The sequence below is a fragment of the Lysobacter silvisoli genome, from assembly GCF_003382365.1.
Classification (GTDB): Bacteria; Pseudomonadota; Gammaproteobacteria; order Xanthomonadales; family Xanthomonadaceae; genus Lysobacter; species Lysobacter silvisoli.
The window spans coordinates 701,538-717,294 of the sequence record NZ_QTSU01000002.1; the positions used below are offsets into that span (position 1 = coordinate 701,538).

At 69.2% G+C, this 15,757-nt stretch carries 10 protein-coding genes; 6 read left to right on the forward strand and 4 right to left on the reverse strand.

What is annotated here, in order from left to right:
• Window positions 1-47 precede the first annotated feature (47 nt).
• The 4 genes from DX914_RS14405 to DX914_RS14420 form a co-directional block, all read right to left on the reverse strand.
• Window positions 48-2,243, reverse strand: coding sequence for a DUF5916 domain-containing protein (locus DX914_RS14405; RefSeq protein WP_115859855.1), 2,196 nt, complete (start codon window positions 2,241-2,243; stop codon window positions 48-50).
• A gap of 199 nt (window positions 2,244-2,442) precedes the next feature.
• Window positions 2,443-3,963, reverse strand: a complete 1,521-nt coding sequence (locus DX914_RS14410; RefSeq protein ID WP_115859857.1) for a GH-E family nuclease — start codon at window positions 3,961-3,963, stop codon at window positions 2,443-2,445.
• A 60-nt stretch (window positions 3,964-4,023) separates the two neighbouring features.
• Window positions 4,024-5,613, reverse strand: coding sequence for an XVIPCD domain-containing protein (locus DX914_RS14415; protein WP_115859859.1), 1,590 nt, complete (start codon window positions 5,611-5,613; stop codon window positions 4,024-4,026).
• Window positions 5,614-5,918: 305 nt separating this feature from the next.
• On the reverse strand, window positions 5,919-7,031 hold the full coding sequence (locus tag DX914_RS14420; RefSeq protein WP_231118278.1) for a hypothetical protein: 1,113 nt from the start codon (window positions 7,029-7,031) through the stop codon (window positions 5,919-5,921).
• A 106-nt stretch (window positions 7,032-7,137) separates the two neighbouring features.
• Here DX914_RS14420 and DX914_RS14425 point away from each other — a divergent pair, with 106 nt between their 5' ends.
• The 6 genes from DX914_RS14425 to DX914_RS14450 all read left to right on the forward strand — a co-directional run bounded on the left by DX914_RS14425 (window position 7,138) and on the right by DX914_RS14450 (window position 15,519).
• Window positions 7,138-8,076 carry a LysR substrate-binding domain-containing protein gene (locus tag DX914_RS14425; protein WP_115859861.1) on the forward strand — a complete coding sequence of 313 codons (939 nt, stop codon included), beginning with the start codon at window positions 7,138-7,140 and terminating at the stop codon, window positions 8,074-8,076.
• A 150-nt stretch (window positions 8,077-8,226) separates the two neighbouring features.
• Window positions 8,227-8,721, forward strand: a complete 495-nt coding sequence (locus tag DX914_RS14430) for an arsenate reductase/protein-tyrosine-phosphatase family protein (RefSeq protein WP_158549315.1) — start codon at window positions 8,227-8,229, stop codon at window positions 8,719-8,721.
• Window positions 8,722-8,940: 219 nt separating this feature from the next.
• Complete coding sequence (locus DX914_RS14435) at window positions 8,941-10,725, forward strand: UDP-N-acetylglucosamine 2-epimerase (protein ID WP_115859865.1); 1,785 nt, start codon at window positions 8,941-8,943, stop codon at window positions 10,723-10,725.
• 57 nt (window positions 10,726-10,782) lie between these two features.
• Window positions 10,783-13,050, forward strand: a complete 2,268-nt coding sequence (locus tag DX914_RS14440) for a polysaccharide biosynthesis tyrosine autokinase (protein ID WP_115859867.1) — start codon at window positions 10,783-10,785, stop codon at window positions 13,048-13,050.
• 2 nt (window positions 13,051-13,052) lie between these two features.
• Window positions 13,053-14,468: an asparagine synthase-related protein gene (locus DX914_RS14445; protein ID WP_115859869.1), complete on the forward strand. Its 1,416-nt coding sequence runs from the start codon at window positions 13,053-13,055 to the stop codon at window positions 14,466-14,468.
• On the forward strand, window positions 14,446-15,519 hold the full coding sequence (locus tag DX914_RS14450) for a right-handed parallel beta-helix repeat-containing protein (protein WP_158549317.1): 1,074 nt from the start codon (window positions 14,446-14,448) through the stop codon (window positions 15,517-15,519). Before DX914_RS14445 ends, DX914_RS14450 begins: the two co-directional genes overlap by 23 nt.
• Window positions 15,520-15,757: the final 238 nt, after the last annotated feature.

The following is a 15,757-nucleotide window of genomic DNA, read 5'->3' on the forward strand; positions in this document are numbered from 1 at the left end:
GCCTGGGTTTGCTTTCGAATCGCCGATTCAGGCACGGTCGGTCACGGTCAAAAGCGGTAACGGACCTTCGCCAGGAACTGATCGGCATCGCGCAAGGACAACGCCTCGTCCAGCAAGCCGCCCGTATCCACGCCCTCGCGCTGGCTGCGGCGGATGCCACCGCGCGAGTAGGCCAGGAACAGTTCGGACTGCGGCCCCAGTTGGTAGCGGTAGCGCAGCTGCAGGCCGAAGTTGTTGACGTCGAAATCCGGCCGCGCCTCGCCGCTGGCGATCAACCGCCCCTGCGGCGACAGTCGATAGCGCTGGCCGTCGCTGCCGCGCACGGCCACCCATTCGGACTTCAGGCGCAGTTCGTGGCCGCGCGCGGGGAACCAGCTCAGGCCCAGGCTGGCGAAGTCGCCGCGGCGCGCATAGCGGCCGAAGTCGCGCCCGCCCTCCCACAACAGCCAGTCCCGGCCCCAGTCGGGGCCGAACTCGAAGCTCGCGTTGAACTGCTCGCTTGGGTACCAGTTGGCGCCGAACACCAGCTCGCGCGAGGGCCGCGCGCCCAGGCCGCGCGGCAGCAGCGACCCCGACGCGCTCCAGGCCCAGTCGCCGTAGCGCCGGCTGACATAGCCCGCTTCGGCGTCGTAGCGGCCCGAGCGCCGCCACAGGCCGTTGCCGCGCGAGATCAGATCGTCCCAGCCCGCGCTGATCAAGCTGGCTTCCAGATAGACCAGGTCGCCGCTGCGGTAGTTGAGATTACCGCCCAGCAGCAGATAGGTCGGCAGGCGGTCGCCCCGGTCGTTGCTGCGCGCCTGCAGTTCGGCCGACCAGCGCGTGCTGGCCAGAGTGGATTCGGCGCGGCGAACGCGATGCAGGTAGACGCCGGTGAGTTCCAGCTCGTTGAGGCTGGCGCGGCGCTGGAAGCCCAGGTCGTTGAAGTCCAGGCGATCGCCGAAGTGGGTGGCTTCCAGCTCGTAGCGCCAACGCTGGTTCGGCGTCCAGTTGATGCGCAGCCAGGCGCCCAGGCCGTCGCGGCGCATACCGGCCTGCTCGATGAAGCTGCCCAGCGCCTGCGCGTTGACGATCAACTCGGCATTGGGTTTCCAGCTCAGGTCCAGCGCCTGCACCTGGGCCTGCCGGTCGAGGTAGGGCCGCTCCACCACGCTGCCCAGCCAGCCCAGGTTCAAGCCGGGGCGCAGCGGGTATTGCAGGCGCGCGGCGTAGTAGTCGCGGCCAGCCGGGCCGTGTTCGCTGGCCGCCAGTACGCCGTAGCCCAGGGCGCCCAGCGAACCGTTGAGCTTGAGCGCGGCGTCGATGTCGCTGGCGCCGCTGCCGTCGTCGGCATCGCCGCCGATGCGGCGGGTGTGGATCAATCGGCCCGAATCGGGCGTGGTCAGATCGAAGATCGCCTGGTTCTCGGTGAAAAACGGACGGCGGTCGCTGTAGAAGGTTTCCACCGCGTCGAAGTTGATGACCAGGTCGTCGGACTCGACCTGGCCGAAATCCGGATTGACCGTGGCGCTGAGCTGGAAGGTCGGCGAAGGTTTCCAGAACAGGTCCAGGCCGGCGTCGTAGCGGGTGCGGCCGCCGATCAGGTCGTGGTTCGCGGTCAGATAAGGCCACACGTACAGCAACGACTTGCGGTACTGGGCGATCTGCACCGGTTCGAAGCCGGACACGTAGCGCCCACGCGACGGCGCCACCGCCGGATAAGCCAGGGTCTCGCCGTTGCTGCCCAGGCTGCGGCCGAAATACACCGCGATCTTGCGGCTGGCGCCATCGCTGCCGCGCATCGGTGCCACCGTCCACGGAATCAGCAATTCGGCCTGCCAGCCTTGCTCGTTCTCGCTGACCGCCGACGACCAGTCGGTGTCCCAGTCCAGGTTCAGCAGGTTCTCGTTGGCCAGCACGCCGTCGCGCACCGAGCCGGACAGGTCGACGCCGAAGCTGTAGGCGTTGCGGCCGTCGCCGTCGAAATCGATGGCCACGGTGACCCGGTCGGCGGCGCGGTTCTGGTCGCGCTCCAAGCGCGGCTTGACCCGCTTGAACGCCGGCGACTGTTCCAGTTCGAAAGCCACGGCGATGCCCTCGGGCGTGGACAGCAGCCGCGCGCGGGTGCCCAGGCCTGCCGCCTGCGCTTCCAGCCGGTAGGGCTCGGTGACCTTGAAGTCGGTGTACACGCGCGCCTGTTGCCACTCGGGCTCGTCCAGCTTGCCGTCGACGACGATGGCCGCCTGCGCCCCGCCGGCGAAGGCCATAGGCAATACCAATCCAGCGCATGCCCAGGCATGCGTGCCGCGTTCTCTCGTAGTCATGCGATCCCCGGTGCGTTGCGTTCTACCGGGTTGGATGCGGCCGCACGAGCGCGGTTAGCCGGATTTCGCTACGGCGCAAACGACTGCGCCAGGCCGGTGAGGGCCTGGCGCCGAAGGGATCGGAGTTGCGATGCGATACGCGCTACTGGACCAGGCCGCGGTTCTGCTGCTGCGCCTGCTGCCAGCCCTGCTGGGTCGGCGCGGTGACGTTGTTGATCTCCTGGGTGTTCTGCTGGATGCTGCGGTTGAGCATATTGCTCTCGGGGTGGTGGATCACGTCGCGAGCGCCGCTGAATCCGTGGTCGCGCACCGCATACACCTCGCCTTCGTGGGTGAACACCCGCGAGATTTCCGGCATGTGGTTCTGCTTGGCGAACAGCGCCACCGAGGAGGCGAAATCCTGCTGCTTCTGCGGCGACCAGGCCGTGTACTCGGCTTGGACGCACTTGAGCGCGTTGCAGTACAGGGGATTATCCGAGTGGCGCTGGTCGTTCATCAGGATCGGCTGCTGCTGGCCCAAAGGCGGCTGCAGCACCGACCCCAACGACGGCTGCTGCGGCACCAGCGGCGGCGGGCTGCCGAAGCCGCCCTGCATCATCTGGAAGCCGCCGCCGTAGACCTGATGCACGGCGTTGCGGACCTGATCGCGCACGCCGGAGGACACCGTGAGCTGTTCCTCGGTGTAGTCGCCGCGCATGGGCTTGATCTCCACCTTGTCGCGGAACTGACCGTGCCGGTCCAGCTCCCACTCGTGACCGCTGTTGGCGCTGCGGCCGACCAGGCGCAGGTTGTCGGTGTCGTTGTAGGCATCCTTGGCATGGGCGCGGGTCAGGCCGCTGTCGGGCGCGTACTTGAGCATGTCCTTGGACAGGATCTCGAACGGCACGCGATGGTCGATGTCCAGCGCGTCGCGGGTGAGCAGCTGTCCCGAAGCGCCGCACTTGAACAGGTGGACCTGGGTCACGTTGCCGGTCGTCGGGCTCTTGAGATTGACCGAGGTCGCATAGGCCTCGCCCAGCTTGGCTTCGTACCACTTGCCCGCCACGGCGGCATCGAAGCTCAGGCCTTTGCGGCCTTCGTCGGGCGACCACGGCGTTTCCATGGTGGACTTGTTGCGGCGGGCCAGGTCGCGCTCCTGATCGTAGACGGGGCGCTGGGCGCTGGGATCGAAGCCCAGGCGGTCGTTGACCCACTTCTGCCATTCCGGCGAATTGGGGCCATGGGTGTTGTAGACCAGATCGGCGCTGTCGCGACCGCGGTTCTGCACCGCCGGCAACAGGCGCAGGTTGCCCACGTCGTTGTAGGCGCGGATCGCATCGGCCTGGTTGTCGACGCCCTTGTTGACGCAGTGCTGCTTCCACGGCGTGGCATGGTCGATGTCCAGGGCATCGATGCTGTGCCAGGTATCGGTGGTGGGGTTATGGAACAAGGCCACGGTGCCGTGGTCCTTGGTCTGCACCATCTCGCCGCGCATGTTCTTGAACGCCCACTCGTTGCGCATGTACTCGATCGTGGAATCGTAGAATCCCAGCGATTCGCGCGTGTCGCTTTGGTCCCAAGCCTTGTTTTGCAGCGTCGCTCCGTGCTCGGTAGGGCGATGCTCGCCGTAGCTGACTAGCGTGACGTGGTGACCGCTTTTCAGGGTGACGTCTTCGAAGGGCATGGCAAAACTCCTTTGCTACGACGCGTGCGCGTCCTTGAATGGCGTGCGACGGCGGTGCCGTCAGAACGTGAAAGAATGGCCCTGCGACTGCGCCTGCGCGCCCGGCTTGGGCACCGCCGGCAAGCGGTCGATGAAAGCGGTGTTCTGCTCCACCGTGACCTTGACCGCATCGGCGGCGGACAGGCCGACCGCGCGGCGGGAAGGCAGCTCCGGATCCTGGACCGCGAACAAGGTCCCGCCATCGGTCAGGAACGCGCGGTCGATCCCGCCCATCCTGGCGTCCTTGGCCGCGTACGCCATGGAACTGGCCGCGTTGCGCTGCTGCTCTTCGGACAAGCCGCCGTGTGCGGGCAGCGCGCGCAAGCTCTTCAGCGCCTGGTCGTAGAGCCGGTGGTCGGGGTGGCGTGGATTGTCCAGCAGCGGCGGCGAGGACGAACTCGCGGCCATCGACGATGGCGTCGCAAACGCCGACATCGACGGTTGCGGGCTCGACGACGAGCTGGCGGCCATCCCGAACGGCCCGCCGAAGGATGGCAGCGGCGCCGACGGCCCGGGCTTGGACTTGCCGGGCTTGTCGTCGCTCAGGTCCATGCCCTTCGCCGCCAGTTCGGGTTCCTCGTCGTCGTCGATGAACGCACGATCGTCGTCGTTCTCCAGGTCGGAATCGTCCGACAGCTCCGAGCCCGCATCGCGGTACTGGCCGAACTGGTTGAGCTCCCACTCGTGCGAACTGTTGGCGCTGCGCGAGATCAGGCGCAGGTTGCTGGTTTCGTTGTAGGCGTCCAGCGCATTGGCCTTGGTGGTGCCGCCCTGGGCGTACTTGACCATCTCGGTGGCCAGGATCTCGAACGGAACCTCGTGATCGATGTCGAAGGCGTCGCGGGTGACCAGCTGACGCGTCGCCGCGCACTGGAACAGCGGCACTTCGGTTTTCCTGCCGGTGGTGGGGCTGGTCAGTTCGACGGTGCCGGCGTAGGTCTGCTCCAGTTGATGGTTGTACCACTTGTCCAGCACGCGGGTATCGAAGCTCAGGCCCTTGCGGCCGTCCTCGGGCTCCCAGCTCGCGCCGGTGGTGGCCTTGGTGCGCCGGGCCAGATCGCTGCCCTCGTCGAAAGCGGGGTGCGACGCGGCGGCGTCGTAGCCGAAGTTCTTCTTCACCCAAGCCGCCACTTCCGGCGAGTCGTTGCCGTGCTCCTCGAGCATGTTCTCGAAGCTGTTGCGCGCGCGGTTGACCGTGGACGGCAGCAGACGCAGGTTGCCGACGTCGTTGTAGGCGCGGTTGGCGTCGGCGTAGTTGTCGACCTTCAGCGCCGTCAGGTGCTCCTTCCACGGCCTGGCGTGGTCGATGTCCAGGGCGTCGGCGGAATGCCAGGTGTCGGTGGAAGCGTTGTGGAACAGCAGCAGGTTGTGGCCCTTTCCGCTGCGGTCGGTCAGCGACACGGGCGTGGGCGACATGTGGGCGATGGCCCAGTCGTTGCGCATGTACTGGATGGTGGACTCGTAGAACGCCACACCGCTGCGCTTGTGGCTGGCATTCCAGGGCTTGGACTGCAGCGCGTCGCCGTGCGCGGGCGGCGGCACGTCTTCCCACTTGACCAGGGTGACATCGCGACCGCTTTCCAGTCGCACGGGAATGCGTTGGTGGCCCATGGTGCGTCTCCTTGTCGAAACTCGACATCCGTGAAAAGGCGACGCTCCCCCGCGGCGCCCGGCACCGACCCGTTCGTTGCGCCCACGTCGGGCGCGGGCGATGCGGGGCTCTCCGGCCCGGGGTCGGGCGTAACTATAAGCGCCCGCGTGCGGTCTCCGGAACGCCACGCGGGCGCAGCGGCGCGCACGCGCCGACGAACGCGCGGCCGCAGCATCCGGATCGTGCCGCTAGTTGTCCGGATCGAGAAACCGCTGTCCGGTTCGTGCGCGCCGCGGCGGCGGATGACCGCGGCGCGAGCCGCCGCTCAAGCGCGGCTGAAATCGCTGACCCAGTTGAGCTCCCAGGTCTTGCCCTCGTCGGCCGAACTCGATTGCGACCAGCGCGCGGTGCGCTCGGTGATGTTGGTCCAGGTCACGCGCGTGCGCACCGGCCGGCCCTGGTGGCTGTCGTCGCCATCGAAGCGGCCGATGCCGTCGGCGAAGCCGCCGCGCAACGGCGCGCCGATCGCGGTCGGCGCGCGTCCGTCCAGCCACCAGCTCAGCCATTGCCTGCGCGCCGGGTCGTAGGCGCGGAAGCCGACACCGCGCACGGTGCCGCTGGGGAAATTCATCACGTTGTCGCCGACGTTGCCGCGGCCGCCCAGGACCGGCCAGTTGACGAAGCTGCCGTCGAACTCGTCCCACTGGTCGCTATTGGCCAAACGCTGACGCAGGCGCCGGTGCTGCACCTTCCAGCGGCCGGCGAGGAAATCGAAATCGCGCTCGTAGCCGGGCAACAGCGGCAGCGGACTGGGTTCGGCCGCGGTGCGGGTGAACCAATTGCGCCAGTTCACTTCCCAGCTGCGGCCCTGATCGGGCGAGAACGCCTGCTCCCACCAGGGCTTGGCGCCGTGGATGTCGTGCCAGCGGAAACGCATGGTGATCGGCTTGCCCTTGAAGGTGTCGTCGCCGTAGAAGGTGCCGCCGTCGCCGTCGAAGCCGCCGCGTACCGGCGGGTCGATATGGGTTGGGTTACGGCCGTCGATCCACCAGATCGCCCAACGGTCGCTGGCCTCGTCGTAGGCGCGCAGGCCCAGCCCGTGATAGCGGCCGCCCGGCAGCTCGACGAGGTTGTCGTCCACCGTGCCCAAGCCGCCCAGCGTGGACCACACCGCGCTCTTGCCGCCGAACTCCTCCCACTCGTCGCTGCCGGCCAGGCGTTCGCGCAGGCGCCGGTGGTGCACGTCCCAGTTGCCGATCAGCCAGTCCCAGTCGTGCGCGCGAGCCGGCGCGGCAGCCGCGTGCGCCTGCAGCCAGGGCGGCAGGCCCAGCGCGGCGACGCCGCCGGCGGCCGCGGCGGCCAGCAACAGACGGCGGCGCGAGGGCAGCAACAGCTCGGCGTCTCGGGAGTAGGGGAAGGCAGGCGGGCGCAGCGGCATGGGACACTCCGGATTCGGCGTTTGCGAAAATGCGTCGAGCCGAAGCATGGCCAGCCGGCCGGCGCGGCGACCACTCAGGGTTGAGGCGGGAGGCTAAGTCAGGCTTATGGTCAGCGAACGGCGGTTCCCTTCCCTATCGGCGATCCGTGCGTTCGAAGCCGCGGCGCGGCTGGGCAGCTTCGCCAAGGCCGCGCAGGAGTTGGACACCACCGCCGCGTCGGTGAGCTACCACGTGCGCCGGCTGGAAGAGCAAACCGGCGTGCGCCTGTTCCTGCGTCACCCGCACCGGGTGGTGCTCACCGCCTCGGGCGAGCTGATCGCGCGCGAAGCCATCAGCGCCTTCGCCGCGCTGCGCGCGAGCTTCGCCCAGGCCGCCGAAGCCGACGAGGCGCAATTGGCGCTGACCACCCTGCCGAGCCTGGGCACCAGCTGGCTCACGCCCAAGCTCGGCCGCTTCCGCGCCAAGCACCCTGAGATCGCACTGGAACTGGATCTGTCGGCCGAAGCCCAGGACCTGAGCGCCAGCCGCTACGACGCGGCCATCCGCAACGGTCACGGCCGCTGGCCGGGCCTGCGCAGCGCCGAATTGTTTCCCAGCATCTTCATGCCGCTGTGCGCGCCGCAGCTGCGCGAAGCCGCCGCCGCGCTCGCCGATCCGCGCACCGCGCCGGAGGTGCCGCTGCTGGGCCGGCCGGACTGGTGGCGTCTGTGGTACCGCGCGCGCGGTCATGCCGACGGCCTGCCCTCGCGGCGCTTCGGCACCAACCTGTCGGCCGAATACCTGGACATCGCCGCGGCCGTCGCCGGCCAGGGCATCGCCATCGGCTCGCCGATCCTGTTCCGCAACGAAATCCAAGCCGGTCGCCTGGTGCCCGCGCACGACTTCGTCGCCAGCGACGGCCGCGCGTTCTGGTTCGTGTATCCGCTGGTGCGCCAGCACAGCGGCAAGATCGCGCGTTTCGGCGAGTGGATCGCCGACGAGGCCGCACGCGATCTGGCCGCGGCGCAGTCGTTCGTGCGTCGCGCGGTGACCGTGGCGACTTGACCGCCTGCCGCTGCGCGTCAGCTTGATGAACTTCGCCACATAAATGAATGCGACCTGCGTCGTTCGCAAAACGAGAACGCACGCGATGCTGCACTAGAGCGCCCCATGAGGCGCACTTATGAACTCCGCCTTCCGCAACAGGCCCGGCGCGTGCGCATCCTGATCGTGTGCCGCGGCAATCTCTGCCGCAGCCCTATGGCCGCGGTGTTGCTGCGCCATGCGCTGCCGGCCGCGCGGATCGAATCGGCGGGCCTGGCCGCGGTGGCCGGCGCGCCGATCGAGCCCCATGCACAGCGCGCACTGGCCAGGCTCGGATTGAGCGATGACGGCCATCGCGCACGCCAGTTCAGCCTGGACGCGCTAGCGGCGGCCGACTTGGTGCTGGCGATGGAACAGCGCCATATCGCTGCGCTGCTCGCGCTCGCGCCCGCGGCGCAGAGCAAGTGCGAACTGTTGTCGCGCTGGCTGGATCACCACGACATCGACGACCCCTACGGCCGCTCGCAAGCGCAATTCGACGAAATCTGCGCACGCATCGAAGCCTGCGTGCGCGCCTGGACACCGAAACTGCAAACCGACGCACGCATCGCGCTTGCGTGCGTTAGCGCTCATAACTGTGTCGTAGAACGTGATGATGTTCATTGAACTGAACCCCAGCGTAGCGCTTGCGCGGATTCACCACGGTGAATCTGAAACCTTCATCTAATCATCAACTTTTTCGCACTAGGCTCGCTTCCGCCTCGATGCGCGAACGGTCTTCGCACCGCACCCGCTCGTCGATGCATGCAGTGGTTGTTGCTGTGCGCACGCACACGGAAAGCAGCATCCGTATTTCCGTGATCCGTCCCCTCCCGAGGCGTGCGCATGAACGACCACAAGCTGGTAGCGGCTAGCGCCATCGCCTTGGCGGTGACCTTGTTCGCGATTTTTTCGATACGGCCCTGGGCGCGCCGCATCGGTTTGGTGGACAAGCCCGACGAGCGCAAACGCCATCGCGGCAAGATCCCGCTGATCGGCGGCCTGTGCTTTTTTCTCGGCACCCTGATCGGGCTCAGCTATCTGGGCTACTTCGACCGCTTCATGACCAGCCTGATGCTGGGTGCTGGCATGATCGTGGTCGCCGGCGCCATCGACGACGCACACCAGCTCAGCGTACGCGCGCGGCTGCTGATCGAGGCCGGCGCCACCGGCCTGGTCATCGTCATGTCCGGCTACTACGTGCGCAACCTCGGCGAGTTCGCGGTGATCGGCGACCAGTTCGGCCTGGGGCCGTTCGGCATCCCGTTCACCGTCGTGGCGGTGATCGGGCTGATCAACGCCTTCAACATGCTCGACGGCATCGACGGCCTGGCCGCGTCGGTGGCCATGACCTGCATCGCCGCGATCCTGCTGTTCGACGGCATGCACTGGTCGGCGCCGGGCGTGCTGTTCCTGCTGCAAGTGCTGTTCGCCGCCTTGATCCCCTATCTGTTCGTCAACCTGGGCTGGCCCGACGGCCGCAAGATCTTCATGGGCGACGCCGGCAGCACCCTGATCGGCTTCGTCCTGGCCTGGAGCCTGATCTACATGAGCCACCCGCGCGTCGGGCGGCTGGCGCCCGTGGACGTGATGTGGTGCGTGGCGGTGCCGGTGATGGACACGCTGTCGGTGATGTACCACCGCATGCGCGCGGGCCGCTCGCCGTTCCACGCCGACCGCCGCCATATCCATCACTTGTTGCTGGACACCGGCTTGAAGCCGCGCGCGGCGCTGGTGCTGATCCTGGCCTTCTACGGGCTGCTGGTGGGTGTGGGCTACGGTCTGCGCGAAGCGCCGGAGCCGGTCAGCGGCGCGGTGTTCCTGATCGCGCTGGTCGCCTACGTGCTGGGCGCGGCGCCCTTGCTGAGCCGGATGCAATCGGCGCGAACGCGTCGCGCGGCCGCCTACGCTGCTGCCGCGCCCCATTTCGACGATGCGCCCATCGCGGCGGACCACGCGGCCGAACAAGCGCCGCCGCTCAAGACCCTGTGCCTGTTCGCCGACCCGCCCGACTCGGTGCAGATCGCGCCGATCGCGCAATGCCTGGCCCAGGACGAACGTTTCGAATCGACCTTGTGCGTGACCACGCCCGGCGAGGCCACCGCGGCTGCGCAGGTGCTGGACGAATTCGGCCTGGCCGCCGACATCGAGGTCGGCATGCCCGCGCCCGAACATGCGGGCAGCGAAATCATGGCCGTCTCGCTGGACGGGCTGCAGCGGGTGATGGACGAAGTGCAGCCCGACCTGGTGCTGGTGCCCGGCGATACCAGCGCGACCCTGGTCGCCTCGCTCGCCGCCCACTACCACCACGTGCCCGTGATCTGCGTCGATCCCGTCGTCGCACGCGCCGACGGCGAGGCGATCGACGAGCCCTCGCGCCGCATCGCCTTGTCGCTGGCCGCGCTGCACGTGGCCGCCGACGACGATGCCGGCCGCCAGCTGATCGAACTGGGCGTGCCCGCCGAACGCGTGCTGGTGGCGGGCGATCCCGATAACGACGCGGACGCCTGCGCCCGCGTCGCCGATGCCTTGGCGAACCTGCGCCCTGCAGCTCACACCGCTGTCCCCTCGTCGTGGGGCGCGGGTTCGCCCCTTTCTTCCGCCGCCGACCGGGCCTGGCAAAGCCCTTGAGCGCCACCCGGGCCTCGGCCGCGACGCCCAGGAACGACCATCGCGAGAGTGAAGACCATGGCCACGCAACTGATCCCCCGCAGCGAAGTGCTGCAGCCCATCCCGATAACCGCCACCGCCAATCCGCGCGAGGACGACATCGACCTGCCCAACCTGGTCTCGACCTTGGGCGCGCATAAATGGACTATCGCCTTCGGCACCCTGCTGTTCTTCCTGGTCGCCGCCGCCTACGTGCTGCTGGCCACGCCCAAGTACCAGGCCACCGCGGTGGTGCAGGTGGAAAGCCGGCCGCCGTCGGTGCCCGGCGTGAACGGCAACGGCGCCGCGCCGCTGCCGCCGATGGACGCCTCGCCGGCGGCCACCGAATCGCAGCTGCTGACCTCGCGCCGGGTGCTGGGCGAGGCGATGACGCGCCTGGATCTGGACGTGTCGGCGCAGCCGATGCAGCTGCCGGTGGTCGGCGGCGTGATCGCACGCGCGCAACAGCGCCTGCAACCCGGCAGCCTGGGCCAGCCCTGGTTCGGCCTGAACCAGTACGGCTGGGGCGGCGAGCGCATCGACGTGGGCGCGCTGGAACTGCCCGAAGCGCTGATCGATACCCCGCTGCAGTTGCAGGCCGGCGACGCCGGGCGCTACACCCTGTTCGGCCCCGACGGCCGCGAGCTGGTGCAGGGCCGCGTCGGCCAGCCCGCCAGCGCCAACGGCGTGCGCATGACCATCGCCGAGTTGAACGCGCGCCCCGGCACCCGCTTCCAGGTGCGCAAGTTCAATCCGATGGCGGTGATGGCCGCGCTGAAGAACGAGATCACCGTCAGCGAGCAGGGCCGCAACTCCGGCGTGATCGCGCTGACCTACACCCATGAAGACCCGATCCGCGCGCGCGAGGTGCTGGACCAGATCACCCGCGCCTACGTGCGCCAGAACGTGGCGCGCAATTCGGCCGAGGCGGCCAAGCGCCTGGAATTCGTCAGCGCGCAGCTGCCCAACGTGCGCCGCGAACTGGCCAACGCCCAGGCCGCGCTCAACGCCTTCCAGACCCGCACCCACACTATGGACGTGGCCACCCAGAACCAGGCCCTGCTGACCCAGGGCGTGGCCCTGGACACCAACATCCGCCAGCTGCAGATGCAGTTGTCCGAAGCGGCCGCGCGCTACACCCCCTCGCACCCGGTGTACGCCGCGCTGGCGCGCCAGCTCGATCAGTTCGAACGCGACAAGGCAGGCCTGCAAGGCCAGATCGGCCGCCTGCCCGACACCCAGCAGGGCCTGTTCCGCCTGAACCGCGACGTCGAAGTCATCAACCAGACCTACGCCAACCTGCTCGACCAGGCCCAGCAGCTCAACATCGCCCGCGCCAGCGCGGTCGGCAACGCGCGCATCGTCGACGCGGCCGGCGTGAACATGGACAGCCCCGCCTGGCCCAAGCCGCTGCTGACCCTGGCCGTGGGCACGGCGGTGGGCGCGGTGCTGATGATCGCGCTGGTGCTGCTGCGGCAGACCTTCCGCCGCGGTGTCGAGGATCCCATCGACATCGAACTGCTGGGCCTGCCGGTCTACGCCTCGATTCCGTTCAGCGCGCGCGGCCGCCAGATCGCCGGGCGTCCGGGTCTGCGCCGTCGCGACGGCCGCCAGCGCCTGCTCGCGCTGCGCTCGCCCTCGGACCTGGCGATGGAGGCGCTGCGCACCCTGCGCACCAGCCTGCACTTCGCGCGCATGGAGATGAAGAACAACATCCTGATGATCGCCGCGCCCAGCCCCGGCGTGGGCAAGACCTTCGTCTGCGCCAACCTGGCCGTGACCATGGCCCAGGCCGGCCAGCGCGTGCTGCTGATCGACGCCGACATGCGCCGCGGCACCCTGCACCAGGCCGTGGGCGTGCGCTCCGAGGGCGGCCTGTCGGAACTGATCTCCGGCCAGATCCAGGCCGAGGACGCGGTGCGCAAGGTGCCCGGCACCGAGAGCATGTCGTTCATCTCGCGCGGCTCGGTGCCGCCCAATCCGTCCGAACTGCTGATGCATCCGCGCTTCGCGTCCCTGCTCAAGCAGCTGGCCAAGGGCTACGACGTGGTCGTGATCGACACCCCGCCGGTGCTGGCGGTGACCGACGCGGCGGTGATCGGCCATCAGGTCGGCACCTGCCTGATGGTGGTGCGCTGGGGCCTGAACCAGCAGCGCGAGATCGCCCTGGCCAAGCAGCGGCTGGAGCAGAACGGCGTCAACGTGCGCGGCGCGATCTTCAACGCCGTGGAGAAGCGCGGCTCCGGCCAGTACGCCTACAGCTATTACGACTACCGCGCGATCGGCGGCGCGGCCGCGGGGCGCTGAGCATGCAGATCACCATGTCGCCCTACTACGGCACGCCCGACTTCTCGCCGCTGGACGCCGCCGCGCGGCCGGCGCTGGACCCGGTGTCGGTGGCCGACCTGCTGCGCAATGCCTTCGTCTATCCGCCGTACTCGATCTACGAAGGCGTGCGCCTGGTCACCTTCGGCTTCTGTCCGCACGACGACATGCATGCCGCGCCGCGCTTCCGCTTCAAGTTCCGCAACGCCGGGGAGACGCCCGAGGAGCCGCGGGTGGAGCAGGACTGGCTGGCCCAGTACCACCGCCGTCTGTGCCAGGCGGTGGAGCGCAGCTGCTCGGGCATGCTCTCGCCCTGGCTGCTGCAAAGCGGCGGCAAGGACTCCACCACCCTGGCCATCGCCCTGGCCGATGCGCGCCCGGACGCCACCTGCATCACCTACCTGGGCGGGCGCGAGGAGGACGAGGTCGATTCCGCCGCGCAGGTCGCGCGCACGCTGGGCCTGCGCCACGAAGCCCTGGTCTGCGACCCGGGCCGCGCCTACGACCGCTACCTGGCCCTGCTGCCGCGCATGCCGCTGCTGACCGCCGACTTCGCTCTGCTGTCCTACGTCGATCTGGGCACCGAGATCGCCGCGCGCGGCGGCGACGGCGTCGTCGACGGACTCGGCGCGGACAGCTACTTCGGCACGCCGATGAGCGCGCGCCAGCACCTGCTGTCGTGGCTGGCGCGCGGGCTGCGCCTGCCGGCCGCGGCCGCCGAGCTGCCGCTGGTGCGCGACAGCTTCCGCCTGTGCTACCTGCTCAGCACCCTGCAGATGAACCCGATTGAGCGCGTGTTCCCGGGCTCGCGCTTCAGCGACGGCGAGGTCGACGCGTTGTTCGGCCGCGACATCGCCCGGCAGTCGCGCCAGCGCCTGCAGCTGTTCGCGCAGGAGATCGGCACCGCCACCAGCGACTGGGAATGGCGCGACATGTCCACCTCCATCGCCGGCTCGGCCGGCGCCTTCGCCAAGGGCCTGTACGTGGCCCAGGCGCTGGGCCTGGGCGCCGCCTACCCACTGTGCGATCACGCGCTGCGCGAATGGATCCACCGCGAGGTGCCGCGCTATCAGAAGGTGGACCCGGATACCGGCCTGAACAAGCTGCTGATCCGCCGCCACATCGCCAGCCGCTTCGACGAGCTGCCGTACGTGGAACGCAAGGGCTCGTTCCGCTTCGACCTGCGCGGGCTGGCCGCGCAGCGTTACGATCACGTGCGCGACTACGCCGAGCGCGCGCGCGATTACCTGCCCGGCGCGGCCGCCTGGCTGGACCGCCACCGCGGCCGTCTGGGCAACAAGTATCACGCCTCCAAGTTCTACCTGCTGGCCATCGTCCTGCCCTGGCTGGATGCGCAGGCCGCCGGCGCGAGCGCGCATGGCTCCGCGCGCGCGGCCTGAAGCCGGTGCCGACCGCTTGCGGCGCGCCCTGCTTGGCGTGCTGCCGGCGGCCTGGTGCGCGCTGGCCTGGCCCGCGCGCGGCGCCGCACGCATCGACGTGCGCGCGCACGGCGCGCGCGGCGACGGCCGCCATGACGACACCGCCGCGTTCCAGGCCGCCATCGACGCGCTGCCGGCGGCCGGCGGCACCGTCGCGGTCGGCGCCGGCGACTACCTGATCGACCCGTTGCGCAGCGTGCGACTGCGCAACCGCATGCACCTGCGGATGGACGCGCGCGCGCGCCTGCTTGCGCGTCCGAACGCGGCCCCGCGCGCCTACGTGCTCGACGCCACCGGCGTGGAACAGGTCGAAATCTCCGGCGGCGCCATCGTCGGCGAACGCGATCGCCACCAGGGCGACGCCGGCGAATGGGGCCACGGTCTGATGATCCGCGCCGCCGCGCAGGTGACCGTGCGCGACCTGCATATCTCCGACTGCTGGGGCGACGGCATCTCCATCGGCGGCGCCAAGGGCGCGGGCGGGCGCATCGTGCCCAGTCGCGATATCGCCCTGCTGCGCGTGCGCTGCATCGGCAACCGCCGCCAGGGCCTGACCATCGGCCGCTCCAGGCGCGTGCGCGTCGACGACTCGGAGTTCGCCGACACCGGCGGCGCCCTGCCCGGCTGCGGCATCGACATCGAGCCCGATGCCGGCGACATCGCCCACGACGTGGTCATCGCCGGCTGTCGGGTGCGCGGCAACCGCGGCGCCGGCATCCAGCTGTATAAGCGCAGTTCGCTGATCCGGGTGCGCGACTGCACCATCGAGGCCAACCAGGGCCATGGCGTGCTGGTCATCGGCGCCAGCGACTGCGAGATCGCCGGCAACCGCATCCGCCGCAACGGGCTGGGCGGGCTGGCCTTGCGCCCCGGCAGCGCGGACGTGGCGGTGAGCGGCAACGAGTTCGTCGGCAACGCGCCCAAGCGCGGCAGCCCGCGTTCGGCCCAGCTGTCGGTCGCGCCCGAAGCGCGCGACGTACGCGTGGCCGCCGACAATCGCTATCCGGACTGAGCGCGTTCGCGCAACCGCGTTTTTTCGCTGCCGTCGCAACGGCTGTTAATCGACTTGAATGCGCGCTTGTCTGAACGATTCAGCGCGCGATTTTGCGTTGGCGCACAAATACGCGCATAGCATCTTTGCGTTCAGAACGCTTGGGTTAGATTGCGCCCCGGTCACCGAAGTGACCTTCGGGTGACGACGCGCAAGCGCGGCGCCCGCTCCCGGCGCATCGCCGGAACCCGCAACGTTC